Source organism: Ruegeria sp. SAZD011, from assembly GCF_059612545.1.
Genome location: NZ_JBXWQU010000034.1, coordinates 51,016 through 75,647, shown reverse-complemented (window position 1 = coordinate 75,647; position 24,632 = coordinate 51,016). Strand labels below are relative to the sequence as shown.

General features: G+C 66.4%; 20 protein-coding genes. 7 read left to right on the top strand and 13 right to left on the bottom strand.

Annotation, left to right across the window (positions count from 1 at the left end):
- The first annotated feature begins 18 nt into the window (after positions 1-18).
- From AC2FLM_RS17935 to AC2FLM_RS17925, 3 genes are all read left to right on the top strand, one after another.
- Complete coding sequence (locus AC2FLM_RS17935) at positions 19-1,500, top strand: leucyl aminopeptidase (protein ID WP_496859355.1); 1,482 nt, start codon at positions 19-21, stop codon at positions 1,498-1,500.
- A 4-nt stretch (positions 1,501-1,504) separates the two neighbouring features.
- The gene (locus AC2FLM_RS17930; protein ID WP_234145012.1) at positions 1,505-1,969 is read left to right on the top strand and encodes a DNA polymerase III subunit chi; all 465 of its coding nucleotides are present in this window, start codon (positions 1,505-1,507) and stop codon (positions 1,967-1,969) included.
- Between the two features lie 185 nt (positions 1,970-2,154).
- Positions 2,155-2,919 carry a lysophospholipid acyltransferase family protein gene (locus AC2FLM_RS17925; protein WP_496859354.1) on the top strand — a complete coding sequence of 255 codons (765 nt, stop codon included), beginning with the start codon at positions 2,155-2,157 and terminating at the stop codon, positions 2,917-2,919.
- Positions 2,920-2,928: 9 nt separating this feature from the next.
- Here AC2FLM_RS17925 and AC2FLM_RS17920 read toward each other — a convergent pair whose 3' ends face one another.
- The 7 genes from AC2FLM_RS17920 to AC2FLM_RS17890 all read right to left on the bottom strand — a co-directional run bounded on the left by AC2FLM_RS17920 (position 2,929) and on the right by AC2FLM_RS17890 (position 9,406).
- Positions 2,929-3,681 carry a maleate cis-trans isomerase family protein gene (locus AC2FLM_RS17920; protein ID WP_496859353.1) on the bottom strand — a complete coding sequence of 251 codons (753 nt, stop codon included), beginning with the start codon at positions 3,679-3,681 and terminating at the stop codon, positions 2,929-2,931.
- Positions 3,678-4,844, bottom strand: coding sequence for a M24 family metallopeptidase (locus AC2FLM_RS17915; protein WP_496859398.1), 1,167 nt, complete (start codon positions 4,842-4,844; stop codon positions 3,678-3,680). Before AC2FLM_RS17915 ends, AC2FLM_RS17920 begins: the two co-directional genes overlap by 4 nt.
- 108 nt (positions 4,845-4,952) lie before the next feature.
- Positions 4,953-5,756 (bottom strand): class I SAM-dependent methyltransferase, encoded by an 804-nt coding sequence (locus AC2FLM_RS17910; protein WP_496859352.1) that lies wholly within the window; start codon positions 5,754-5,756, stop codon positions 4,953-4,955.
- Between the two features lie 82 nt (positions 5,757-5,838).
- A complete protein-coding gene (locus tag AC2FLM_RS17905; RefSeq protein WP_234183753.1) occupies positions 5,839-6,420 on the bottom strand; it encodes a retropepsin-like aspartic protease family protein in 582 nt (193 codons plus the stop codon).
- Positions 6,421-6,459: 39 nt separating this feature from the next.
- Complete coding sequence (locus tag AC2FLM_RS17900) at positions 6,460-7,080, bottom strand: MarC family protein (protein WP_234145018.1); 621 nt, start codon at positions 7,078-7,080, stop codon at positions 6,460-6,462.
- Complete coding sequence (locus AC2FLM_RS17895; protein ID WP_496859351.1) at positions 7,077-7,559, bottom strand: GNAT family N-acetyltransferase; 483 nt, start codon at positions 7,557-7,559, stop codon at positions 7,077-7,079. The genes AC2FLM_RS17900 and AC2FLM_RS17895 overlap by 4 nt, the downstream gene beginning before the upstream one ends.
- Positions 7,556-9,406, bottom strand: coding sequence for an ABC-F family ATP-binding cassette domain-containing protein (locus tag AC2FLM_RS17890; RefSeq protein ID WP_496859350.1), 1,851 nt, complete (start codon positions 9,404-9,406; stop codon positions 7,556-7,558). Before AC2FLM_RS17890 ends, AC2FLM_RS17895 begins: the two co-directional genes overlap by 4 nt.
- Positions 9,407-9,526: 120 nt before the next feature.
- Here AC2FLM_RS17890 and AC2FLM_RS17885 point away from each other — a divergent pair, with 120 nt between their 5' ends.
- Positions 9,527-10,726, top strand: coding sequence for a multidrug effflux MFS transporter (locus AC2FLM_RS17885; RefSeq protein ID WP_496859349.1), 1,200 nt, complete (start codon positions 9,527-9,529; stop codon positions 10,724-10,726).
- Between the two features lie 127 nt (positions 10,727-10,853).
- A complete protein-coding gene (ndk, locus tag AC2FLM_RS17880; protein ID WP_093027089.1) occupies positions 10,854-11,276 on the top strand; it encodes a nucleoside-diphosphate kinase in 423 nt (140 codons plus the stop codon).
- Between the two features lie 153 nt (positions 11,277-11,429).
- Here ndk and AC2FLM_RS17875 read toward each other — a convergent pair whose 3' ends face one another.
- Entirely contained in the window at positions 11,430-11,780 is a 351-nt protein-coding gene (locus AC2FLM_RS17875; RefSeq protein WP_496859348.1) for a TfoX/Sxy family DNA transformation protein, read from the bottom strand.
- A 165-nt stretch (positions 11,781-11,945) separates the two neighbouring features.
- Here AC2FLM_RS17875 and AC2FLM_RS17870 point away from each other — a divergent pair, with 165 nt between their 5' ends.
- Positions 11,946-13,169 (top strand): cytochrome P450, encoded by a 1,224-nt coding sequence (locus AC2FLM_RS17870; RefSeq protein ID WP_496859347.1) that lies wholly within the window; start codon positions 11,946-11,948, stop codon positions 13,167-13,169.
- 15 nt (positions 13,170-13,184) lie between these two features.
- On the opposite strand, the gene AC2FLM_RS17865 is transcribed toward AC2FLM_RS17870, so the two are convergent.
- The 3 genes from AC2FLM_RS17865 to AC2FLM_RS17855 all read right to left on the bottom strand — a co-directional run bounded on the left by AC2FLM_RS17865 (position 13,185) and on the right by AC2FLM_RS17855 (position 16,828).
- Entirely contained in the window at positions 13,185-14,555 is a 1,371-nt protein-coding gene (locus AC2FLM_RS17865; protein WP_496859346.1) for a sensor histidine kinase, read from the bottom strand.
- Entirely contained in the window at positions 14,548-15,228 is a 681-nt protein-coding gene (locus AC2FLM_RS17860) for a response regulator transcription factor (protein WP_234166332.1), read from the bottom strand. The genes AC2FLM_RS17865 and AC2FLM_RS17860 overlap by 8 nt, the downstream gene beginning before the upstream one ends.
- Before the next feature lie 163 nt (positions 15,229-15,391).
- Positions 15,392-16,828: a DegQ family serine endoprotease gene (locus AC2FLM_RS17855; RefSeq protein ID WP_496859345.1), complete on the bottom strand. Its 1,437-nt coding sequence runs from the start codon at positions 16,826-16,828 to the stop codon at positions 15,392-15,394.
- Between the two features lie 849 nt (positions 16,829-17,677).
- Between AC2FLM_RS17855 and AC2FLM_RS17850 the strand changes: the two genes are divergently transcribed.
- The gene (locus tag AC2FLM_RS17850; protein WP_496859344.1) at positions 17,678-21,493 is read left to right on the top strand and encodes a Hint domain-containing protein; all 3,816 of its coding nucleotides are present in this window, start codon (positions 17,678-17,680) and stop codon (positions 21,491-21,493) included.
- An 89-nt stretch (positions 21,494-21,582) separates the two neighbouring features.
- On the opposite strand, the gene AC2FLM_RS17845 is transcribed toward AC2FLM_RS17850, so the two are convergent.
- Positions 21,583-22,179 (bottom strand): nucleotidyltransferase family protein, encoded by a 597-nt coding sequence (locus tag AC2FLM_RS17845; protein WP_496859343.1) that lies wholly within the window; start codon positions 22,177-22,179, stop codon positions 21,583-21,585.
- A gap of 31 nt (positions 22,180-22,210) precedes the next feature.
- Entirely contained in the window at positions 22,211-24,619 is a 2,409-nt protein-coding gene (locus AC2FLM_RS17840; protein ID WP_496859342.1) for a GcvT family protein, read from the bottom strand.
- Positions 24,620-24,632 lie beyond the last annotated feature (13 nt).

Genomic DNA, 24,632 nt, shown 5'->3' with positions numbered 1-24,632 from the left:
ATGTTGAGGAGAGACCGAATGACCAGCCCCACCCCGATCCGTTTCGAGATGCCCGACCTGGACGCGATGGCCACCGCGACCGGACGCGTTGCGGTGATCGTGCCGCCCGAGGGCAAGCTTGATCCGGGCGCTCGCCGGGCCAACCGGCTGACGCGCGGCGCGCTGGCGCGGCTGGTCGAAAGCGACCGGTTCGCCAAGGTGAAACCGGGGCAGGTGGTGTCGCTGGCCTGGCCTGCGGGCATGGCCGCCGAGGCGTTGGATGTGCTGGTGCTGCCGCGCCGCGCCGATGCGCTGACCGCCCGCAAGGGTGGCGCGGCACTGGCCAAGCTGTCGGGCGGCAAGCCGCTGTTGCTGATGGCGGGCGGTCAGGTCCGGGCCGAGCAGCTGGCGCTGGGCATCGCCCTGCGCGCCTATGATTTCACCGCTCATAAATCCAAACCCGAGGATGAGGCTGCCGAGGTTGCTGATGCCTCGGTCACCATCGCCCACAACAAGGCCGAGGAGGTCGCCACCGCCTATGCGCCGCTGGCGGGCCTGGCCGAGGGTGTGCACATGACCCGCGATCTGGTCAACGAACCGGCCAACGTGCTGACCACCACGGAATTCGCCAACCGCCTCAAGGAGATGGAGGCGCTGGGGCTCGAGGTCGAGGTGCTGGAGGAGGACGAGTTGGCCAAACTGGGCATGCGCACGCTGCTCAGCGTCGGGCAGGGCTCGGACAGCCCGTCGAAGGTGGTGGTGATGCACTGGAAGGGCGGCGACAAGGATGCCGCCCCGCTGGCGCTGGTGGGCAAGGGCGTGGTGTTCGACACCGGTGGCATCTCGCTGAAACCCGCCGCCGGGATGGAAGACATGACCATGGACATGGGCGGCGCTGGTGTGGTCGCGGGCACCATGCGGGCGCTGGCGCTGCGCAAGGCCAAGGCCAATGTCGTGGGCCTGGTGGGCCTGGTCGAGAACATGCCCTCGGGCCGGGCCACCCGGCCGGGCGACGTGGTGAAATCCATGAAAGGCGACACGGTCGAGATCATCAACACCGATGCCGAGGGGCGGCTCGTTCTGTGCGACGTGATGTGGTACGCGCAGGAGCGGTTCAAGCCCGCCGGCATGATCGACCTTGCCACCCTGACCGGCGCGATCATCATCGGGCTGGGCCACGAGAATGCCGGCGTCTTCTCGAACGACGACACGCTGTGCAACGCCTTCCTGAAATCGGCGGGCGAAGAGGGCGAGGGCGCCTGGCGGATGCCGCTTGGTCAGGCCTATGACGACATGTTGAAATCGCGCATCGCCGACATGAAGAACGTGGGCGGGCGCCCGGCGGGCTCGATCACCGCGGCGCAGTTCCTGGCCCGCTTCGTGCAGGAGGGCACGCCCTGGATCCATCTCGACATCGCCGGGGTCGCCTCGGTCACCGCCGAGACCGACATGGCGCCCAAGGGTGCCACCGGCTGGGGCGTGCTGGCGCTGAACCGTCTGGTGGACCGGCTGGCCGAGTGATCCGATGGGGGCCGCCTATTTCTATCACCTGACCCGCAACCCGCTCGAGGCGACGCTGCCGGTGCTGCTGACCAAGGCACTGGGCGCGGGCTGGCGGGTGGCGGTACGGGGGACCGATCCGGGGCGGCTGGGCTGGCTGGACGAAAAGCTGTGGCTGGGGCCCGATGACGGGTTCCTGCCGCATGGGTTGGCGGGGGGCGCCCATGACGCCGACCAGCCGGTGCTGCTGACCACCGGCGCGGATGCACCCAATGGCGCGCGCTGCGTGATGAGCGTGGATGGCGCCTCGGTCACCGCAGAGGAGGTCGCCGCGCTGGAGCGGGTCTGTATCCTGTTCGACGGCACCGATCCGCAGGCGGTCGAGGCCGCGCGCGGCCAGTGGCGGGCGCTGACATCAGCGGGCTGCGCGGCGCAATACTGGTCCGAGGAATCGGGCCGGTGGGAGAAGAAGGCCGAGGCGGGTGGCTGAGCCTGCCGGGGCGCATGGTCTGTTTTTCATTGATATCTGCGGGTATCTGGCCGATAGGGGCAGGGTCGCGCCTGTCGCGGTCCAAGGCGCCCAGTGCAGGTTGTGACACTGGCCCGCCGATGCGCAAGCAATCTGTTGTCATGGCCCAATCGCCCCGCCGGGGCCTGAACCGATGGCAGGGCCAGATGACCGATACCTCCGTTTCCCGCAACGCGGCGACCGCCTCCGCGCCGGTCCGCCTGATCAAGCGTGTGGTGCTGGTCCTGCTGGGGCCGTTCTATTTCCTGTTCATCGCTTTCGTGCCGCTGCTTTGCGCCCGGCGGCGCGGGTTTCGCGGCTGGTATTGGCGGCTGGTCAAGCGCGCCTGTTCGCGGCTGTTGTGGTTGCTGGGCATCCGGGTCGAGATCACCGAGGCCGAGCGCGCCGCGCTGGCACAGGATCGCGACAGCATCATCGTGATCAACCATCGCAGCCATCTGGACGGGTTCGCGCTGATGGACGCGGTGCCGGATGCGAAATGGTTCACCTTTGCCGCCAAGAAGGAACTCTGCCGCCACCCGCTGCTGCGCACCGGTTTCTCCGGCGCCGGTCTGGTCGAGATCGACCGCAAGAACGGCAGCCTGGCGATGGAGACGCTGGGCGCGGCGGTGCGCGAAATGCCCGCCCGCCGCTCGGTGGTGCTGTTCCCCGAGGGCACCCGCGCGCGCGGCGAGTCGCTTGGCCCGTTCAAGGCGGGCGCGGTTCTGGCGGCGCGCGACAGCGGCCGCAGCATCCGGCCCATCGTCATCCACGCCTCGGACCGGTTGTTGCCGCGCGGTCGTTTCCTGCCCAGGGGCGGGGTGATCCGGGTTGAGGTGCTGGAGCCCTTTGTCTGCGACCCCGCCGCGCCGGTCGATGTCGATGTGGCGCGGCTGCGCGCGGCGATGCTGGCGGCGTTCGACCGGGCCTGAGGCGGGGCCTCAGCCTGCCAGCTGCCGCATCAGCCGGCCGGGCGCGTGCGGCAGGGTCAGCCCGGCCTGCGTCGCCATGTGCCAGGCCAGCGCCAGGTTGGAACTGACCACCGGAATGCCCAGCTCTACCTCGATCTCGGCGATCACATCCAGCGTGCGCAGGTTGGTGCAGCTCAGGAACAGCCCGTCCAGACCGCCGCGCCGCCCCAGTTCCAGCGCCGCCGCCCGGATCGAGGCCGGGTCGATCCGCGCCACACGCGCCTCGCTCGACTCGCCGAAGCTGAGGGTTTCGGGCGTCTCGACCCCGGCCGCGCCCAAGGCGTGCCGCACCGGTTCGGCCACCGAGGCCACATAGGGTGACACGATGCCCAGACGGGTGATGCCCAGCGCACGCAGCGCCGCGCGCGCTGCGGTCAGCGGATCGGTGCTGGCCTGTGTGTCGCAGGCGCCCCGGATCAGCTCGGCCACCCGGTCCGGCCCGATCATCGTGGCGCCCGAGGTGCAGGCATAGCCCACGGTCGAGAACGCCACCGAGGGCGGCAGCAGGCTGGCCGCGTGCGGCAGGTCACGCTCCATCTGGCGCAGGGTCTCGGGCGTCACATCCGCACCCGAGGGGATGCGGGTGACATAAAGCGCCTGATCGGGGGCGGCGAAAAGGCGCTGGAAATCCTGCTCGACCGTCTCGTCGGCCTGCAACACGATCAAGCCCAGCGTGGCGGCGCTGCCAATCGGGGTGGTCAATTGATAGGGAAAATGGCTCATGCGGGCAGCTCCGGCAGGTCGGCGGGGGCGCGGCGGCTGAGCAATTCGGGCCCGCTGTCGCGCAAGACTATGTTTTCCTCGTGCACCAGGATGCGGCCCGGTGCAATCTCGGCGCCCGGTTCCAGCGTAAGCACCATGCCGGCGCGCAGCTCGGTCGTGTCCTTGGGCGTGAACGAGGGCCATTCCGTCAGCGTCAGGCCCAGCCCATGGCCCAGCCGACCGCCGCCCGGCTGCGCGCCGCGTTTGCGCAGGCCCTCGGTCAGGATGCGGTGAGCGTCGCGGGCCAGCATGCCGGGGCGCAGCTGCGCCAGTGCGTCCTCGGTCGCGGCATGGAGGGCGGCATGGGCGCGCCGGGCGTCATCCGGGGCAGCGCCAATGGCATAGTTGCGGTCGAAGTCGCAGAAATAGCCGTCCTTCACCGCACCGGTATCCAGCATCAGGATATCGCCGGATGCCAGCGGGCGGGCATCGGCGGGAGAGATCACGTCGCCATAACCACCCGGACCGGCACCACCGGCCACATAGCTGACCCAGTCGGCGCCCTGGTCCAGAAGCATCGCCTGAAAGGCGCGGAACACCCGGTCCAGCGGCTCGCCGCCGCGCGCAAAGTCGTGCACGTTGTCGAACGTGTCCGAGGCGATGGAACAGATCGCGCGGATCTTGTCGATCTCGGCTTCGGACTTGATCTCGCGCACGCGCTGCACCACGGCGGTGGCGTCCGTCATGCGGCGCGGCGCCAACCGGTCGGCCAGACGCAGATAGTCGCCCAGCGGCATCCGCAGATGGGTTTCCAGCCCCATCGGCAGACCGATGGCGCCGTTTGCGGGCACCAGGGCGGCCAGCAACTCGGCCAGCAGACTGACCCCGTCATCGACAGGGTCGGGCGCGTCCCAGGTGCGAATGTCGGTGATCCAGGTGCGGCCCATCAGATCGGCGCCGATGGCCGGGATCACCGCCACCGGATCGCCCGCGCGGGGGATCAACAGGAACCACGGTCGCGCCGGGCTTTCCCAGAACCGGGTCAGAAATCCGGTGACATAGAACACATCCGCAGGCGAGGTCAGGATCAGCGCGTCATGGCCGCTCCGGTCCATTTCTGCCTGCAAGGCGCCGATACGGCGTCGGTATTCCTGGGCCGGAAAGATCAGCGAGGTTTCAGCCATGGTGGTTTGTCTCCGGCGGGTCATTGCGCGCGATCCTTGCCGGTCCGGCCTCAGGTTGCAGCACCGGTTGCGGCGCGGGATGGTCCGCCCGCGACACCTGCGCCGGTATCATGCGGGTTTTGTCGCCACCACCACGTTGGACACATGCGGAAAGCGCAGGCCCTTGCCGTCGTGGCAAGAGCCGAACCCGGCGAGGATATCGGAATGCAATGCTGCGCGCGCCTCTGGTGACAGGGCGGCGATCCGCTCGCTGGCGGGAGTCGCGGCCATCAGCCCGTTGACAAAGGCGCCCGCGTCCCCGGCATTCAGCTCGAGCGTGACCGCCTGGACCGAGACCGGGTCGAACCCGGCATCCGCAAACAAGGCACCTGTTTCCTCCGGGTCGGCAAATCCGCAAACCGCGCGGATCGCGTTTGCCTCGTCTGCGTCCAAATGATCGGTGAATGCCCTGACCTGTGCCCGCATCAGCGGGTTTTCCTCAAGCCCGCGCGCCATGCAGAATACCGCCTTGCCGCCGGGGCGCAGGACCCTGAAACACTCGGCCACCGCGCCCGGCTTGTCGGGAAAGAACTGAAGCCCCTGCTGACAGATCACCGCATCGAACCGCCCCGCGTCAAAGGGCAGGCCGGCGGCATCGGCCTGGCGATAGGTGATGTTTTGCCCGGCGGACTGTGTTTCGGCCTGCGCCAGCATTCCCGGATTGAGGTCCGCCCCGCAAACCCGCACCCCCCGTGTTGCCGCCATACGGGCAACGATGCCGGTGCCACAGGCCAGATCGAGCAGTTCCGCGCCCTCGGACAACGCCGCGCGCGACAGCAGCTCTTGCGCCCAGGGGGTGAAAATGACGGGAACAAGAAATTCCTCGTAGCGTTCGGGCATCGACCCGCTCAGTTGCCATTGCTGGTTGGACATGGGTGGCCTCCCTTCATGGATATCACTCATTTGGCGCCATCTGGCCCCGCGCGGTCAACGATTAAGACCGTCCCACAGCGTTTCAGCGGCTCAGAACCAGTGTCCCACCCGCGATCTGGATACTGCTGAACCGTTGCAGATAGTCCATGCCCAGTAGCGATTCGGCCATGTCGCCCTCGTTGACCCAGGCGGTGACGCCCTGATCGGTGAATCCGCCCAGCTGCACCTGGCCCAGTTTCACCGGCGCGGTGCGCACCTCGCCATTGGCGGTATAGGCACGGCCGAAATAGTTGAGTGCGGATGTGTCGATGCCCAGCCGTTCGGCATCCGCATGGCTCAGCACCACCTGGCTGGCGCCGGTATCGACCAGAAAGCGCAGCGGTTTGTCCTCGACGATAAGGGTTGCATAGTAATGGCCGTCCGGGCTGCGCGGGATCTCGACCCGGTTGTCGCTGACCGAGATGCGTGGCGTGCCCGCCACCGTGCCGCGAATGTCGTCCCACAGGCCCACCATCGCGATCACGCCGACAAAGATGAAAACCCAGGCCATCGCCATCTGCATCGCTTTGCCCAGGCTGGCGCGTCGCTGGCTGATGAACCAGAACAACAGCGCCGCGACAAGCAGCATCAGGTAGATCAGGCGGGCGAAATCATCTGCGACCATGGCGGGCCTTTCTTGTGGGTATTCCCCCGATATGGGGTGTCAGCCGGCAAAGCCAAAGGCCCTGAGCCCGTCAAGGATGAACTGCACCGCCAGCGCCGCCAGCAGCATGCCCAACAGGCGGGTGACCACGTTCAGCCCGGTCTTGCCCAGAAGTCGCCCCAGGAGGCCCGAGATCAGGTAGAGGAACAGCACCACCGCCAGCACCGCCAGCATCACCCCGATCACCGTGGCCAACCCCTCGGCGCCCGGATGCTGTCCCGCCAAGAGGATCATGGTGGCGATCGAGCCGGGACCGGCGATCAGCGGAATGCCCAGCGGGAACACCGACGGATCGGCATGTTCCTCGGCCTCGGCCCGGTCCTCGCGCCGCTTGGTGCGCCGCTCGAACAGCATGTCGAGCGCGGTCAGGAACAGGAGAACGCCGCCCGCGACGCGAAAGGCGGGCATCGAGATGCCGACAAAGCCCAGCACCGCTTCGCCAAAGGCCGCGAACATGGCGAGGATTCCCGCCGCCGTCAGGCAGGCGCGCAGCGCGATGGCGCGTTTGGTGCGGCTGTCCATGCCCTGGGTCAGCGCCATGAAGATCGGCGTCTGGCCGGGCGGGTCGATCACCACGAACAGCGTGGTGAAGGCGGTGATCAGAAAGGCGGTGTCGATCATGTCCCCTCCGTCTGCTGGGGTGCGGTCAGGTCGAACCGCTTGCCCACGGCGCCGTCAAGCGCGCGCCAGGTCTGAAAGCCCAAAGCGGTGTAGTAGGCCAGCCCTTGGGCGTTGCTGGCGCCAATGGTGGCGTCGATATGGGCCAGCCCGGCGCGGCGCGCCGCGGCCAGTGTTTCACCAAACAGAGCCCGCCCGATGCCCCGGCGGCCCGCATCGCCCGCCACATAGGTGCCGATGATGCCCCAGCCGGCGGGCAGGTCATAGTCGTTCTGCTCCCTCGCAACCTTCAGCGACTGAAAACCGAGGATGCGTTCGCCCTCGCAGGCCACGGCACAGCTCAGCTGGTCGGGATGGGCGATGTAATGGGTCAGAACGGTTGCGGCATCGCCCCGGCGAGAACTGTTCCAGCCGGTCAGGATCGGTTGCAGCACCGCGCTCATCGCGGCGGCATCCGCTGCCTCTGCCTGCCGGACGATCATGTCGCCTGCGCCGCGTCGAGCTTCTCCTGTGCGTCCATCCACAGGGTCTCGGCCCGCTCCATCGCGTCTTTCAGTTCCGCATATTTGCGGTTCCAGACCTCCAGATCAGCGACCTTGTCATCGGCGTAAAGCGCGGGATCGGCCAGCTTGGCGGCCAGTTTCTCGTGCATCTCGGACAGTTTCTCGACCCGCTCCTCGCATTTGCGCAGCTCGGCCCGCAGCGCCAGAACCGTGTCGCGACTGGCGCGCTTGGGCTTGGCCTCGGCCGGTTTGGCTGGTTCCGGCTTGTCGCGCGCCAGCAGGAAGTCGCGATAGGCCTCAAGATCGCCCTCGAAGGGTTTCACCGACCCGTCCGAAACCAGCCACAGCCGGTCGGCCACAAGGCTGAGCAGGTGCATGTCGTGGCTGACCAAAATCACCGCGCCGGTATAATCGGTCAGCGCCTCGACCAGCGCCTCGCGGCTTTCGATATCGAGGTGGTTGGTCGGTTCGTCGAGGATCAGCATGTGGGGCGCATCAAGCGTGGCGATCAGCAGGCTCAGTCGCGCCTTTTGTCCGCCCGACAGCCGCCCCACCACCGTTTCGGCCTGTTCGGGGCCAAGGCCGAACCCCGCCAGCCGCGCCCGCCATTTGGCGGGCGTCTCGCCGGGGCGCAGGCGGCGCAGGTGGTCGAGCGGGGTTTCATCAACGTAGAGCTCATCGACCTGATGCTGGGCGAAATAGCCAATGCGCAGCTTGGGCGAGCGGGTCATCCGCCCCGCCATCAGCGGCAGCCGGTCCGAGAGCAGTTTCGACAGGGTGGATTTGCCCTGACCGTTCTTGCCCAACAGCGCAATCCGGTCGTCCTGATCAATCCGCAGGTTCAGACGTTTCAGGACCTCGGTCTGCCCATAACCCGTCACCCCGCCTTCGAGATGGATGATCGGGGGCGACATCTCCTCGGGCTTGGGAAAGGTGAAGGCACGAAGCGCGGCCTCTTGCGGGCTGCTGATCGGCTGCATCCGGGCCAGCGCCTTCAGACGCGACTGTGCCTGCTTGGCCTTGTCCGCCTTGTAGCGGAAGCGGTCGACATAAGATTGCAGATGCGCGCGGCGCGCCTCCTGCTTCTTGGCCATCGCCTGGGCCTGGGCCAGGTTTTCGGCCCGCTGGCGGGCGAACTGGTCATAGGGCCCTTGGTAGAGGGTCAGTTTGCGATCCTCCAGATGCAGGATCGCGCCCACGGCACGGTTCAACAGCCCGCGGTCGTGGCTGATGATGATCACAGTATGTGGGTATTTCGCAAGATAGCTCTCCAGCCACAGCGCCCCTTCGAGGTCGAGATAGTTGGTCGGTTCATCGAGCAGCAGCAGGTCGGGCTGGGAAAACAGCACCGCCGCCAGCGCCACCCGCATCCGCCAGCCGCCCGAGAAATCAGAGCAGGGTTTGAGCTGTTCGTCATCGTCGAACCCGAGCCCCTTGAGGATCGAGGCGGCGCGCGCGGGCGCGCTCCAGGCGTCGATATCGGCCAGACGGGTCTGCACCTCGGCGATGCGGGTGGGGTCGGTGGCGGTTTCGGCCTCGGCCATCAGCGCGCCCCGTTCGGTATCGGCGGCCAAAACCGTGTCGAGCAATGACACGTCCGAGGCGGGCGCCTCTTGCGCGACGCCGCCGATGCGGGCGCGGCGGGGCAGGGCGATTTCGCCGGTTTCGAGCGCCAGCTCGCCCCGGATCAGGCGAAAGAGCGTGGTCTTGCCGGTGCCGTTGCGGCCCACCAGTCCGACCTTGTGGCCATCGGGGATGACGGCGCTGGCGCTGTCGAACAGCGGCCGGCCCTCGACCGCGTAAGTGATGTTATCGATCCTCAACATGGGCGCGCTCATAACAGACAGGTGAGAGGGCCGCCAGCGGCTTGGGCCCGTTGCCGGGATGGTCAGGCGCGCGCGACCGTGATAGCGCAGAGAGACCGCCCCATCCGCCGGATCCCGCCCATGCGTCCCGCCACCAACCCGCCGCATCTCATCACGCTCGTTCTGGCCACCGCGCTGGCGGTCCTGACATTGAACATGTTCCTGCCCTCGCTGGCGCATATCGCCTCGGATTTCGGGGTGGACTATGCGCTGGCGAACCTGTCGATCGCCGGATACCTGATCGTTACCGGGGTGTTGCAGCTGATCATGGGCCCCTTGTCCGACCGCTATGGGCGGCGTCCGGTTCTGTTGTGGTCGATGGGTGTTTTCGCGCTGGCCTCGGTCGGATGCGCGCTGGCCGAGAATATCTGGGTCTTTCTCGGGTTCCGTATGGTGCAGGGCGCGGTGATCGCGGGGCAGGTCCTGCCGCGGGCGGCGCTGCGCGATCTCTACCCGCCGTCACAGGCGGCGGCGCGGCTGGGGCAATTGTCGATGGCGATGGCCTTGGCGCCGATGCTGGGGCCGATGCTGGGTGGCGTGCTGGAGAGCCTGTTTGGATGGCGGGCCGGGTTTGTTCTCTATGCCGTCATGGGATTCGGAATGCTGGCGCTCGTCTGGGCGGATATGGGTGAAACGAACCAGAACCGCTCGGCCACCTTCGGGGCGCAGATGCGGCAATACCCCGAGCTGTTCGGATCACGCCGGTTCTGGGGCTACAGCCTGTGTGCCGCCTTCTCGGTGGGGGGCTTTTACGCCTTCATCACCGGAGCGCCCATGGTCGCGGCGGCTGCGTTCGACCTCAGCCCGGCGATGCTGGGCCTTGGCATCGGTATCATCACCCTGGGGTTCATGGCAGGCAACTTCGTCACCGGGCGCATCGCGCCGCGTGTGGGGCTGATGCCGCTGATCGTGGCCGGGCGCTGGGTGGCGAGCCTGGGGCCGTTGTTGGGGCTGGTGCTGTTTCTTGTCGGTCTGGGATCGGTCTGGGTATTCTTTGCCTCGGCCATATTCGTGGGCTTTGGCAACGGGCTGACGCTGGCCAATGCCAATGCCGGTCTGATGTCGGTGCGCCCGCATCTGGCGGGCAGTGCCTCGGGCCTGTCAGGCGCGCTGACCGTGGCGCTGGGGGCGGCGCTGACCACGGCGACGGGGGTGGTGGTGAACGCAGGAAACGCACCCTATGCCGTGCTTGGACTGATGCTGGCCGCCAGCCTGCTCAGCCTTGTCGCCGCGCTCTACACACGCTGGGTCGACCTTCGCGACCCTCTGACCGAGACCTGACCCGACAATCCCCGTATCCGGGTCCGGATTTGCCATCATGGCACTTTCCTTGTGCGTTCCATCATGATAGGCGGCGCGCGATACATCCGGCGCGAAAGGCGCGCCGCCAGATTCAAGGAGAGCCCCGATGGCACTGGAACGCACCTTTTCGATCATCAAGCCCGATGCAACCCGCCGCAACCTGACCGGCAAGATCAACGCCAAGTTCGAGGAAGCGGGCCTGCGCATCGTCGCGCAGAAGCGCATCCACATGACCAAGGAACAGGCCGGCAAGTTCTACGAAGTGCACGCCGCGCGCCCGTTCTATGATGAGCTGTGCGAATTCATGTCCTCGGCCCCGGTCGTGGTGCAGGTGCTGGAAGGCGAGAACGCCATTGCCAAGAACCGCGAAGTGATGGGCGCCACCAACCCCGCCGACGCGGCCCCCGGCACCATCCGCGCCGAGTTTGCCGAGTCGGTCGGTGAGAACTCGGTCCACGGTTCGGACGCGCCTGAAACCGCCGCGGTCGAGATCGCCTATTTCTTCTCGGGTATCGAACTGGTCGGCTAAGCCGCCGGTCTGCGAACCTGAACGAACATGAAAAGCCGCCCCGGTTTCGAGGGCGGCTTTTTTGTCGGGCGGGGTTGGGGGGCGCTGCCCCCATCGCGCCAGCGGCGCGATTCCCCCGGGATATTTGCGGCAAGAGGAAAGAGCAGATCTGCGTCAGGATTGCGGGCGCAGATCCTCGGGGCGGACACGGACGCCCAGAGCGTCGAGTTCTGCCACCAGCTTGCTGGCCGGGGCGGGCTTCGTTGCCGCCTTGATCGCGTCGAAACGGGCGCGCAGTTCGGTCTTTTCCTTGCCCTTGCAATCGTTCCAGGGGCGGCCTTGCAGGCCCATCACGAGGACATAGTAGCCGATGAAATGCGGCTTGCTGCCAGCGGCCAACAGCCGGGCATAGGCCGCATCGGCGCCCAGCGCGCGCAGTTCTTCGGCCGAGTGGATACCGGCACGGGCACAGGCTTCGTCCATGGCGGGGCCAAGATTACGGATCGAGGAAACGGGATCGGTCATGGCGGCACCATAGCCTCCGCCGCGCGGCATGTCACCGGCAGGTGTCTGGGGCGGCCTGCGCGCCCGCGCCGCAGGTGGCCATCTGGCATGCAGCCGCGCGCCTCTCTATCGTGTCGACAGGCTGTGCGGCACGTCATGGCCCGAAGAACCAGAGGGAGGAATGGAATGAGCGATGGGTTGACGGCGGCGGAGATCGGTAAGCTGGACCTGACAGCGCCGCCGCCCGGGTTTCTGGAGGATCCGTTTTCGTTCTACGATGCGCTTCTGGCCCATGCGCCGGTATTGCTGCAACCGGACGGGTCGGTGCTGCTCAGCCGGTATGCGGATCTGGACCGCATCTATCGCGACACAACGCTGTATTCCTCGGACAAGAAGGCGGCCTTTGGTCCCAAGTTCGGGGTCGGCTCGCCACTGTTCGAACATCACACCACCTCGCTGGTGTTCAACGACCCGCCGCTGCACACGCGGGTGCGCAAGATCATGACCTCGGCGCTGACGCCGCGCGCCATTGCGCGGATGGAACCGGGGCTGATCGAGACGGTGGATCACCTGCTGGACGCAATGGCCGGGCGCGACCGGGTGGACCTGATCGCCGATTTCGCCTCGACCATTCCGATCCAGATCATCGGCAACCTGCTGGATGTGCCGATGAACGAGCGCGGGCCGCTGCGCGACTGGTCGCTGATCATCCTGGGCGCGCTGGAACCGAAGCTGACCGAAGATCAACTGGCGCAGGGCCAGCAGGCGGTGACCGAGTTCAAGACCTATCTCGAGGATCTGGTGGCGCGGCGCCGCGCGAAACCGGGTGACCCGGAAACCGATGTGCTGACCCGGCTCATTCGAGGCGAGGGCGCTGATCAGCAGTTGTCGGAAATCGAGCTGCTGCAAAACTGTATCTTCATCCTGAATGCCGGTCACGAGACCACCTCGAACCTGATCGGCAACGGGCTGGCGCTGTTGCATGACTACCCCGAGGAACGCGCCCGGCTGCTGGGCGATCCGGCGCTGCTGCCCTCGGCGGTCGAAGAGATTCTGCGCTTCCGCTCGCCCAACCAGCTGGGCAATCGCGAGACCACCGCCGAGATCGAGCTGGACGGGCTTCGCCTGCCCAAGGGGACCAACCTGCATCTGTGCATCGGGGCGGCCAATCGCGACCCGGCGGTGTTCGACGATCCGACCCGGTTCGACATCGCGCGCAAGCCGAACCGCCATCTGGCCTTTGCTGGCGGGCCGCATGTCTGTGTCGGGCTGACGCTCGCCCGGCTCGAAGGGCGGATCGCACTGGGCCGGCTGCTGGAGCGGTTTCCCGACTACCAGTTGCTGGACGGCCGTGTGCCCGGCGGGCGCATTCGGTTCCACGGCTATGCGGAACTGCCCGCGCGCCTATGAGCGGGCAGGGCCGGCTCAGGCGCCGCGCGGCAGGGTCAGACGCGCCTCGAGCCCCGGCGCGCGGTTTTCCGCTTCGAAGCTGCCGCCATGCATCCGGGCGATTGCGGCGACCAGCGCCAGGCCCAGGCCCGAATTGCCGCCCGTGCGCGACGGGTCGAGCGTGACAAAAGGCTGGGCCAGGCGCGACAGGTCCTCCTCGGGCACACCGGGACCCTGGTCGCGCACAGCCAGCACTACGTTCGTTCCGATCTCGGACAGGGTCAGCGAGACCGCGCTGCCCGCGGGCGCATAACGCAGCGCATTATCGAGCAGGTTGGACAGCGCCTGCGCCAGCAGTGCCGGGTGGCCGGGCAGGGTCGCGGCCTTGGCCTCGACCGTCAGGGTCACGCCGGTCTCGGCGGCGAGCGGTTCATAGAACTCGCCCAGATTGCGCGCCAGCGCGGCCAGGTCCACCGGTTCGAATTCTTCGCGCCCCAGCCCCGCCTCGGCGCGCGAGATCTCGGTCAGTTGCGAAAAGACCCGCAACAGGTGGTCCACCTCGGCCAAGGCGCGGGCGCCGTCGGCGCCGCGCTCGTCAGGGTCGCGGTCGGGGTCGGTCAGCGTCTCGACCCGCTGGCGCAGACGCGACAGGGGGGAGCGCAGGTCATGGGCGATGGAATTCGAGGTGGTGCGCAGATGGCCCACCAGTTCCTCGATCCGGTCGAGCATCTCGTTCAGGGTTGCCGCCATGCGGTCGAACTCGTCCCCGGTACCGCGCAGCGGGATGCGGCGGCCCAGATCGCCCGAGACGATCTCTCCGGCGGTGCGCGAGATGTCCTTGAGCCGCGAGAACACCAGCCGCGTCAGCAGCCAGCCGGTCAGCAGGCTGAGCGCCAGCGCCGCCAGCAGTGCCAGCCCGACCGAACGCAGCAGCACCCGGTCGAATTGCCGCCGGGCCGAGGCATCACGCCCCACCAGCAGCCCCTCGCCGCCGGGCAGGCGGATCGAGGCGGCCGAGACCGGCACGCTTTCACCGGATTCGGTGCGAATCAGATCCAGTTCGATCCAGCCGCTGCCTGCCGTCACGCCGGGCGGCCAGCGCACCAGATTTCCCGCCAGCACCGCACCACCGCGATCGGTCAGCAGGTAAAGCGCATCGCGCTCGCTGGCGTCCTGGCTGCGCCGCTCGATCGCGGTCAGCAGGCCGATGACGCCCAGACGCTGGTATTCATCCGCCAGCCCGGCCAGTTCGGCGGTCACCACCGAGCGGGTCTCTCCCGCAATGGTCCGGTTGGCGGTGACATAGACCAGTGCCAGCACCGCCACCGTCATCGCCGTGCTCAGCACCATGCTGAGCAGCACCAGCCGGGTGCGGGCATTTCGCATCAGGACAAGAGGCTTAGCCATCGGAGATCATGTAACCCGCACCGCGCACCGTGGTGATCAGCGGCACCTCGGCGCCCTCGTCGATCTGGCGGCGCAGCTTCGAGATATGCACGTCGACGATATTGGTGTTGGGGTCGAAATGGTAATCCCAGACCCCCTCCAGCAGCATGGTGCGGGTGATCACCCGGTTCTTGCGGCGCAGGAAGAATTCGAGGATCTGGAACTCGCGCGGGGTCAGGGTGATCTCGCGCCCGGCGCGGGTCACCTTGCGGCGCATCAGGTCCATCTCCAGATCGCGACAGGTCAGCGTCGTGGCTTCTTGCGTGTCCTGCGGGCGGCGCAGCAGCGCCTCGACCCGGGCCAGCAACTCCTGAAAAGAGAACGGCTTGACCAGATAGTCGTCGGCCCCGGCGCGCAGCCCCTTGACGCGCTCGTCCACCGCGCTCATCGCCGTCAGCATGATGACCGGGGTGTTCAGTCCGGCCGCCCGCACCGATTTGATCAGCGCCAGCCCGTCAAGCCCGGGCAACATCCGGTCCAGCACCATCGCGTCAAAGCCGCCATCGGTGGCGTGATAAAGGCCATCGCGCCCGTCGGCAGCGCATTCCACGGCAAAGCCCTCCTCGGCAAAACCCTTGGCGAGGAAGTCGCGCGTTTCGGGGTCATCCTCGACGATCAGCACACGTCGGCTCATCTCAATGGTCCTCTTTTCTGATGGATATACAGGGGCGAGGCGGCAAATGCACGTGCCGGGCGCGGATGGGACGCGCCCGGCAGATCCGGGACCGAAAGGCACATAACATGGCCCGGATCCAGACCCGGCGTGCGGGGGCACGGCCGGGTCAGCGACCTGTCGGTCAGGTGATCTTGACCGCGAGAAAGATCTGGTTGCCGCCCCGGTTGATCAGCATCAGCGCCGGATCGGTCTTTTCACTTTCCAGCGCCTGTTTCAGCGCCGCCGGGCTGGCGGTGTCGGCGCCGCCCAGCCGCAGGATCACGTCGCCGGGCCGCAGGCCGGCGCGGGCGGCGGGGCCATCGGGCGCGATATCGGTGATCAGCACGCCGCCGGTGTCGCTGTCCAGCCCGGCGCCCTTGCGGGCCTCTTCGCTCAGCGGCGAGACGGTCAGGCCAAGGCCGGGCGCGTCGGCGGGGCCGTCGGCGCTGGCCGGGATCACCTCGGCGCTGGCCTGATGGGTGCCGATGGTGACGGTGATATCCTGCGCCTTGCCATCGCGCATCACCCGGATACTGGCGCGGGTTCCGGATTCGGTCGCGCCCACCAGCCGGGGCAGGTCGGCGCTGCTGCGCACCGGCTTGCCCTCGAAGGCGACGATCACGTCACCGGGGCGCAGGGTGCCGTCCGAGGGGCCATCGGCCACGACCTCGGACACCAGCGCACCGGAGGTCCCGTCAAGGCCCAGCGCGGCGGCGATATCGGCGCCAAGGTTCTGAATCGACACGCCCAGCCAGCCGCGATCGACCCGACCGTCTTCGCGCAGGTCCGAAATCACGTGATCGACGATGTTCGACGTGACGGCAAAGCCCAGCCCCACGGAACCGCCCGAGGGCGAATAGATCACCGAGTTCACGCCCACGACCTCGCCCGCCATGTTGAACAGCGGTCCGCCCGAATTGCCCTTGTTGATGGCGGCGTCGGTCTGGATGAACTCGGCATAGGGTCCGTCCGAGATATTGCGCCCCTTGGCCGAGACGATGCCGGTGGTCACGGTCGAGCTGAGGCCAAAGGGGTTGCCCACGGCCACCACATCCTCGCCCACGCGGATCACGTCGCTGTCACCCAACGTGACGGCGGGCAGCGCCTCGCCTGCGTCGATCCGCAGCAGCGCCAGATCGGTCAGCGGGTCGGTGCCGACCACCTGGGCTGTGAACTCACGGTCATCGCTCAGCCGAACGGTTACCCGGTCGGCGCCGTCCACCACGTGATTGTTGGTGACGATATAGCCCTCAGCATCGAGGATGAAGCCCGAGCCGAGCCCCTGGCGCGGGCCGCTATCGGGCATCGGTATGCCGCGCGGGCCGCTGAACTGGTGAAAGAACTCCTCGAACGGGGTGCCTTCGAAGGGCGAGGGCTGGGTGCCTGTCGGGCGCGGTGCGGCGTCCTGGCTGGCCAGCACGGTGACCACGCTGGGGGCGACCTGTTCGACCAGATCGGCCAGCGCCGCGTCTGCATGGCCGGGCAGGGCGTTGGTGGCCATCAACAGCGCGCCCAATGCGGGGGCGGCTGCCCATTTGGGAAGCGAGGGGGTCAACTTGCGGGACATGCGAATGCTCATCTTGGTCTCCTGTCTCGATGTCCGGTCCGGGCCGGGTTCGAGACAGAGATAGCCGGGCATTCTGAGATGGGGCTGAGGCAGGGATTAAGATTTCTTAATCCGTCTTCACCGATCGCTGGCGGCATACGGGGCGGCGGATCATGCCGATGTGGATAAATTGAACTTGATTCGAGCAATTCTCACGCGGGATTGTTCCCGTTCCTTCAAAGAACTTTACCAACAGGGACGATTGATCACTGACCCGTTTGCAAATATGGCGGGAATGTGGCGGGGGGTGCAGCGGCTGGTACCGGTGCTGGTGGTTGCGTACTGTTCTCGAAAGAGAAACAACTGCTCGGTGAGCGGCGACACGCCAACCGAAGCAAACCGGGGTTCTGCGCAGGAAACAAGGGCGATGTCCCGATTTGCGAGATGAGGCTTGTGAAACAATAATCAACCAAGAGTTGATATGCCGGGTCGGTCTCAGACGGTCAGACGCGTGTCCGGATCGGAATAGGGCGAATTTTAGACCTTTTTTCGCTTTGTCCACTTCGAAGCCTCCGGTAATTATAGATGCAGCCCAACTGGGGGGGCGATGTCTGTTGGTCACGGGGGCGACCGCACAACTTGGCGTCTTGAAGACGCGGGAAAGATGCGCGTTCGCGCAACGGCTTTGCGGTCGTTTGTGGCGAAGGTTTACCCGATGCGTCGCGGCGTATCGAAACGGCGCCGCTTGGCGTTACGCCAGCTTTCTCTGCCCGACCGGGATCACAAGTGGTGCAGTCGCGACTGGCCTTGTCATCGCCCGGTTAACGTAGGTTTTTCGCGTAGGGACGCGATCGGTGCAGGTGTGCCGGGAAGGAGATTGGTATGGCGACGAACTTTGACAATCCGTATTCGGCCAACCTGATTGGTCTGTGGGATTTCCGCCCCGGTGCGGAAACCAACGACACCGGCCTGGGGGACGGGATCGCGCAGGACGGCACTCCGGTGAACAGCCCCGACTTCAGCGCGGGCTGGATGTATACCGGTCAGCCGGATCAGCGGATGGACGTCAATGATGGCGATGACGATCAATTCGACCTGGAAGAAGGCTCTCTGATCACCTCGTTCCGCGTCTTTGGCCATCCCGGCACCGGCCCGTATACCGTGGTCAGCCGCGGCGCCGAAGATTCCGGCAATGTCGATGATGGCGCCGGCACCACCTCGGGGGCCGACAGCGGCTATTTCGAGGTTCGCGTGACCAATGACGGCGTGGTCGAGGTTCTGCACCGCTCGAACGGGATCGAAGAGGTCCTGAGCACCGGCTCCAACTTCTACAATATCGGCGATGTGGTCACCGTGACCTATGCCTGGTCCGACAACGGGCTCGACATGCGTGTTGAGAACGAGACCCAGGGCACCGAAACCACCGTCTCCAGCGACCAGACCGGCATGACGCTCGACGTCACCACCGGCAGCGAGCAGAGCTTTGCCATCGGTGCCCGCGAGGCAACGGCGGGCGATTTCGACCAGAACTTCTTTGGCGGTGTCGACTATGTGGCGGTGCTGGATGCACCGGTGATCGGCCAACCCAATGGTATCGTTGACGGCACCCCCGGCAACGACACCATCGACCTGGCCTATACCGGTGATCCCGAAGGCGACGTGATCGACGGCGGCGACGCGGTCGACCCGACCCATGGCCCCGACGATGACGTGGTCGACGGCGGCGCTGGCGATGACAGCATCGACGCGGGTCTGGGCGATGACACCGTCTATGCCGGCAGCGGCAGCGACACGGTGAACGGCGAGTCCGGCGACGACCTGCTGATCGGCGATGACAACGCGCCGGGCGGTGGCGCTGGCGGCAGCACCCGCGAAGTGTTCGAATGGTTCCGTGCCCCCGATCCGGATGACGGCGGCGATGTGGATGATGGCGACGACCTGAGCGGTGGCTTTACCCAGACCACCGGCGGTGTCGATGTCACCTTCTCGGTTCTGAGCGCCGATCCGGCCGTCACCACCGAGTTCTCGACCGAAGAGCAATATGTCGGCAATATCGACACCAATGGTCCCGATGCCGTTGACGACAGCGCCATGCAGTCGGAACTGAACGGGCAGACCAATACCGCGGGCTATCAGCTCGACTTCTCGGACCCGGTCACCAATGTCTCGTTCCGCATCAACGATATCGACGGCGACGGTCAGGCCCGCGTGCAGGCCTTTGACGTCAACGGCGACCCGATCACGGTGAACATCGCCGGTGGCCTGAATGTCACCGAGAGCGATACCGACGGCGTGCCGGGCAACGAGACCGCCACCGGCGACGGCGGCTATGCCGGGGCCAACAACGCGAACTACTCGATCCTGGTGACCATTCCGGGCCCGGTGGCACGTCTGACCATCGAACATGCCCAGGCCGGTGTGAACCCCAGCGAGATCACCGTTTCGGATGTCTATTTCGATGTGCCCAACGCCGATACCGGTGCTGATGGCGATGACAGCCTGACCGGGGGCGAGGGCGACGACACGCTGATCGGCCAGGGCGGCGATGACACGCTGACCGGCGGCGACGGCAATGACAGCGTCGAGGGTGGCGATGGTGACGATGTGATCGACACCTCGGGCAGCCTGTCGGGCAATCTGCCCGATCGCGGCTTCCCCTCGTATAACGGCCTGCCGGCGGTTCCGGCGGATCCGGTTGTCGACGACGACCGCGACACCGTCGATGGCGGCGAAGGCAATGACATGATCCTCACCGGGGACGACACCGACCGGATCACCGGCGGTGGCGGCAACGACACGATCGACGGCGGCCTGGATGACGATACCATCGAGGGTGGCGACGGCGCGGACATGATCGTGGGCGGCGAGGGCGCGGACTCGATCCTGGCCGGTACCGGCGACGACGTGGTTTATGGCGGTCTCGACCCGCGCTTCCCGGACAACCTCAACATCCGTGACGATGGCACTGATGGCCCCGCCGATCCCGAGACCACCAACGGGCTCGATTTCATCGACGGCGGCGACGGCAATGATACGCTCTATGGTCAGGACGACAACGACACCATCCTGGGTGGTGCGGGCGACGACCTGGTCGATGGCGGGATTGATCAGGACAGCATCGAAGGCGGCGACGGCAATGACACCCTGCTGGGCGGGCACGGCGAGGACGAGATCCACGGCGGCACCGGAAACGATGTGATCCTGGGCGGGTCCGAGGCCGACGTCCTTTACGGTGACGACGACCGCGACACGATCGGTGCCGGGATCGGCGACACGATCGTGGGCGGCGAAGGCGGCAACGACTTTGACGTGGCTGTCGCGACCGGATTGGCCGTGGTCGACTATGACCAGACCGACCCGACCGGCGAATCCGGAACCATCACCTATTACAACCCCGATCTGACCGTGGCCGGCACCGCCGAGTTCTCGGAGGTCGAGAATGTGCTGGTGGTTGGAAACCCGGGCGGAAGCCCGACCCCGCCGCCGGGTAGCGGCCCGACCCCGCCGGACAGCTATGACGGCATCGTTGACGGCACCTCGGGCAATGACACCATTGACCTGGCCTATACCGGTGATCCCGAAGGCGACATGGTCGACAATGACGACGCCGTGCCGCCGCTGGTCGACGAGCAGGATGTGGTGCTGGCCGGTGCCGGCGACGATCTGGTCCGCAGCGGTCTGGACACTGACGTGGTGTTCGGCGGCGCGGGCAACGATACCGTGTTCGGCGAAGAGGGTGGCGACGCCATCGACGGCGGAGAGGGCGACGACTCGCTTGATGGTGGCGCGGGGCGCGACATCGTGTTCGGCGGCGAAGGCGACGATACCCTGTCCGGCAGCAACGAGAACCCTGACGATGGCGGTGACATCCTGGGCGGCGGCTTTGGCGACGACCGGTTCGTCAATGTCGGTCAGGGTGAGGTCATCATCGGCGGCGAGGATGCCGACGGGCTGGACGAGGACGTGCTCGACCTGACCAATGCTGCCGCTCCCGGTGGTTCGGTCACCGTCGAATACGACGCGGGCGACCCCGAGGCGGGCATCGTGCGCTACTTCGATGCGGGTGGCACCGAAACCGGCACCACCACATTCAGCGAGATCGAGACGGTCATCCTGCCCTGCTTCACGCCGGGCACCAAGATCGCAACCCCCAAGGGCGAGCGTCTGGTCGAGGAGCTGAAAGTCGGAGACCGGGTGATCACCCGCGACAACGGTATCCAGGAAATCCGCTGGGTCGGCGCCCGCACGCTGAGCGGCGCAGAACTGGCCCGTGCCGGTCACCTGAACCCGGTGCTGATCCGTCAGGGTGCCTTGGGTGGGGGCCTGCCCGAGCGGGACATGATCGTCAGCCCCAACCACCGGATCCTGGTGGCCAATGACAAGACGGCGCTCTACTTCGAAGAGCGCGAGGTTCTGGTCGCGGCCAAGCATCTGATCGGGCTCGAAGGGGTCGACATCGTCGAGATCTCGGAAGTGACCTATATCCACTTCATGTTCGACCAGCACGAAGTGGTGCTGTCGGACGGGGCCTGGACCGAGAGCTTCCAGCCGGGCGATCTGTCGCTGGCCGGTCTTGCCGATGCACAGCGCGACGAACTGCTCGAACTGTTCCCCGAGTTGAAGACCCGCGAAGGTGTCGAGGCCTATGCCGCCGCGCGCCGGTCGCTGAAGAAACATGAAGCCCGCCTGCTGATGTAACAGCGGGCTTCGGCCTCCCCGAATATGCAGCTTGAACCGCGCGGTCTCGGGGCGCGCGGGCAGGGCGGGGCGCGGTTTTCGCGCCTCGCCTATTGCCGTTTCGCGCGCCAGTTTGCCCAGGCCTCGGGCGTGTCCAGATCGGTGCGGGCATGCGCGCCCGGCAACGGGACCAGCACCAGCCGGTCGCGATGCGCCTGTACCACCGATTGCGCCCCGGTATCGCCGGTCAGTTCCAGAAGCGTGGGGAACAAGGCCCGGTGAAATACAACGGGATGGCCGGGATGGCCCGATGCGGTCGCCCCGCGCCAGATGAGATTTTTCGTCGAAAAATCTATGGCGCCCAGTACCAGCGTCAGGTCGTCACTGGTCAGGTCGGGCAGGTCGGCAAGCAGAACCATGGCTGCGGGCGTCTCGTCCGGCAACGCCGAAACTGCGCGGCGCAGGCTGGCATTCATGCCCTCGTCGGCATCGGGCACCTCGACGATATCAACGGGCAACCCCGCCAGCGCGACATGGCGCGGATGCGGTGCCGGCGGCACGGCCACGATCACCGGTGCCACTTTCAGCGCCCGCAAGGCGGTCCGGCGCAGCAGCGGCATGCCGTCGATCTCTTGCATCAGCTTGTCGGCCCCGCCCATGCGACGGGACCGGCCCGCGGCCAGCAAAAGGATGGGAATCGGCTTCATGCCGCAACTCTGGCGCCTGACGCGGGAGTTGTCACCCGCGCATGCGCGCACCATCCGCGTCAAAAAGCGGCTGGCTGATCACCCGCGCGGGGCGCATCTGGCCCAGGATCTCGATCTCGACCGCAAGCCCATCGGCGATGCGCTCGACCGGCAGAAAACCCAGTGCGACCGATTTACCCGCGTGATGCGAATAGCCGCCCGATGTGCAGAAGCCCACCACCGCGCCCTCCAGCCAGATCGGTTCATAGGCATTGACATCGGCGCCGTCGGCGTCGACCTCAAAGGCGCAGAGCCGGCGGGCAGGGCCTGCGGCGCGCTCCGCCTCGACGGCCGCGCGGCCGATGAAATCCGCCTCTTTCTTGAAGGCGATGAACCGGTCCAGCCCGGTTTCGGCGGCGGTATAGTCGGGAGAGAACTCCCGCAGCCACGAGCCAAAGAACTTGTCCAGCCGCAGGCTCATCATCGCGCGCATGCCAAAGGGGATCATGCCGTGGTCCTGCCCGGCCTGCCACAGGGTCCACCACAGCTGGCGCTGCGCCATTGGATCGCAATAGATCTCATAGCCCAGATCGCCGGTATAGCTGACCCGCTGCACGATACAGTCGGTCATGCCCACCACCATCCGCCGCACATCCATGAAGCGCAGGCTGTCGACATCGTCGCGGGTGCAAGCGGCCAGAACTGCCCGTGCCTTTGGCCCGGCAATCTGGAAACCGTTGCGCTTGTCGCTGATATTTTCGATGGTTACGCCGTCTTCCTGATGTTTCTGGAACCAGCGCATGTGATAATCCTGCGACCCGTAGGAGGCGGTCAGCTGAAACTCGGTCTCGCTCAGGCAGGAAACGGTGAAATCCCCGATCAGCTTGCCCTTGGCGCTCAGCATCGGCGTCAGTGACAGCCGCCCCGGCGCCGGGATGCGACCCGCCATGATCCGGTCGAGCCAGGCGCGCGCGCGCGGGCCCGTCACCATGTATTTGCCGAAGTTGTGGACCTCGTTGATGCCCACGCCTTGACGCACACCGCGCACCTCGCGGCCGGTGGCCGCAAACGCGTCCGAGCGGCGGAAGGAGGGCGTTTCATAGGTCGGCTCGTCGCCTTGGGCATAGTAATTGGCAACCTCCAGCCCGAATTGCTGGCCCCAGACCGCGCCCATGTCGGAAAAGATATCATACATCGGCGTGGTGCGGTTGGGGCGGGCGGCGGGCAGTTCCTCGTTCGGGTAAGAGACGCTGAACCGTTTCTGATAGTTCTCGATCACCTTAGGGCGGGTATAGCCGGGGCTGATCCAGCTGCCGAAGCGCGCCACATCCATCGCGGTCACGTCGCGCTCGGGTTCGCCCTCGATCATCCATTGCGCCAGCATCAGGCCGACCCCGCCGCCCTGGCTGAACCCCGCCATGACACCGCAGGCCGACCAATAGTTGCGCATGCCCGGCACCGGCCCCACCAGGGGGTTGCCATCGGGGGCAAAGGTAAAGGGGCCGTGAATGACCGACTTGACCCCGGCGCTGGCCAGAACGGGAAAGCGTTTATAAGCGAATTCAATGCTTTCCTCGATCTTGTCAAAGTCGTCGGGCAGCAATTCATGACCGAAAGTCCAGGGCGTGCCGTCCACCGCCCAGGGCTTGCAGGGCTGTTCATAGAACCCGATGCACAGCCCGCGCCCCTCTTGCCGCAGATAGCTTTCGCCGGCGGGGTCCATCACATGCGGGTGTTCGCTGCCGCGCTCATAGATTTCGGGAATATCGTCGGTGACGATGTATTGGTGCTCCATCGGGTGCAGCGGGAAGTAGACGCCCGCCATCGCGCCCACTTCACGCGCCCAGAGGCCACCTGCGTTGACCACATGCTCGGCGTGGATGGTGCCCTTGTCGGTCACCACGTCCCAGGTGCCGTCCGGGCGCTGGTTGGTTTCGCGCACCATGCAGTGCGTTTCGATGGTGGCGCCGCCCATGCGGGCGGCCTTGGCATAGGCATGGGTGGTGCCGGACGGGTCCAGATGCCCGTCGAGCGGGTCGTAAAGCGCGCCGATGATGCCATCCAGATTTGTGATGGGGGCGATCTTGGCAATCTCTTCGGGGCCGACAATCTCGGTCTCGAGCCCCATGAACCGGTGTTTGGCCCGTTCGGCCAGCAGCATGTCGAACCGGTCCCGATTGTCGGCCAGCGTGATGCCGCCCACATGGTGCAGCCCGCAGGACATGCCGGTGATCTCTTCCAACTCCTTGTAGAGCCGGATGGTATAGCCCTGAAGCGCGGCCATGTTTGTATCGCCGTTCAGCGTGTGAAAGCCGCCCGCCGCATGCCAGGTCGAGCCCGAGGTCAGCTCGGACCGCTCGATCAGCATCACGTCGGACCAGCCCAGCTTGGTCAGGTGATAGAGGACGGAACAGCCGACAACACCGCCGCCGATGACGGCCACTCGGGTGGTGGTTTTCATTTCAGTCTCCGCT

Coding starts and splice junctions, on each gene's coding strand:
- AC2FLM_RS17935 (WP_496859355.1), top strand. CDS start 19: ATGACCAGCCCCACCCCGATCCGTTTCGAGATGCCCGACCTGGACGCG.
- AC2FLM_RS17930 (WP_234145012.1), top strand. CDS start 1,505: ATGGGGGCCGCCTATTTCTATCACCTGACCCGCAACCCGCTCGAGGCG.
- AC2FLM_RS17925 (WP_496859354.1), top strand. CDS start 2,155: ATGACCGATACCTCCGTTTCCCGCAACGCGGCGACCGCCTCCGCGCCG.
- AC2FLM_RS17920 (WP_496859353.1), bottom strand. CDS start 3,681: ATGAGCCATTTTCCCTATCAATTGACCACCCCGATTGGCAGCGCCGCC.
- AC2FLM_RS17915 (WP_496859398.1), bottom strand. CDS start 4,844: ATGGCTGAAACCTCGCTGATCTTTCCGGCCCAGGAATACCGACGCCGT.
- AC2FLM_RS17910 (WP_496859352.1), bottom strand. CDS start 5,756: ATGTCCAACCAGCAATGGCAACTGAGCGGGTCGATGCCCGAACGCTAC.
- AC2FLM_RS17905 (WP_234183753.1), bottom strand. CDS start 6,420: ATGGTCGCAGATGATTTCGCCCGCCTGATCTACCTGATGCTGCTTGTC.
- AC2FLM_RS17900 (WP_234145018.1), bottom strand. CDS start 7,080: ATGATCGACACCGCCTTTCTGATCACCGCCTTCACCACGCTGTTCGTG.
- AC2FLM_RS17895 (WP_496859351.1), bottom strand. CDS start 7,559: ATGATCGTCCGGCAGGCAGAGGCAGCGGATGCCGCCGCGATGAGCGCG.
- AC2FLM_RS17890 (WP_496859350.1), bottom strand. CDS start 9,406: ATGTTGAGGATCGATAACATCACTTACGCGGTCGAGGGCCGGCCGCTG.
- AC2FLM_RS17885 (WP_496859349.1), top strand. CDS start 9,527: ATGCGTCCCGCCACCAACCCGCCGCATCTCATCACGCTCGTTCTGGCC.
- ndk (WP_093027089.1), top strand. CDS start 10,854: ATGGCACTGGAACGCACCTTTTCGATCATCAAGCCCGATGCAACCCGC.
- AC2FLM_RS17875 (WP_496859348.1), bottom strand. CDS start 11,780: ATGACCGATCCCGTTTCCTCGATCCGTAATCTTGGCCCCGCCATGGAC.
- AC2FLM_RS17870 (WP_496859347.1), top strand. CDS start 11,946: ATGAGCGATGGGTTGACGGCGGCGGAGATCGGTAAGCTGGACCTGACA.
- AC2FLM_RS17865 (WP_496859346.1), bottom strand. CDS start 14,555: ATGGCTAAGCCTCTTGTCCTGATGCGAAATGCCCGCACCCGGCTGGTG.
- AC2FLM_RS17860 (WP_234166332.1), bottom strand. CDS start 15,228: ATGAGCCGACGTGTGCTGATCGTCGAGGATGACCCCGAAACGCGCGAC.
- AC2FLM_RS17855 (WP_496859345.1), bottom strand. CDS start 16,828: ATGAGCATTCGCATGTCCCGCAAGTTGACCCCCTCGCTTCCCAAATGG.
- AC2FLM_RS17850 (WP_496859344.1), top strand. CDS start 17,678: ATGGCGACGAACTTTGACAATCCGTATTCGGCCAACCTGATTGGTCTG.
- AC2FLM_RS17845 (WP_496859343.1), bottom strand. CDS start 22,179: ATGAAGCCGATTCCCATCCTTTTGCTGGCCGCGGGCCGGTCCCGTCGC.
- AC2FLM_RS17840 (WP_496859342.1), bottom strand. CDS start 24,619: ATGAAAACCACCACCCGAGTGGCCGTCATCGGCGGCGGTGTTGTCGGC.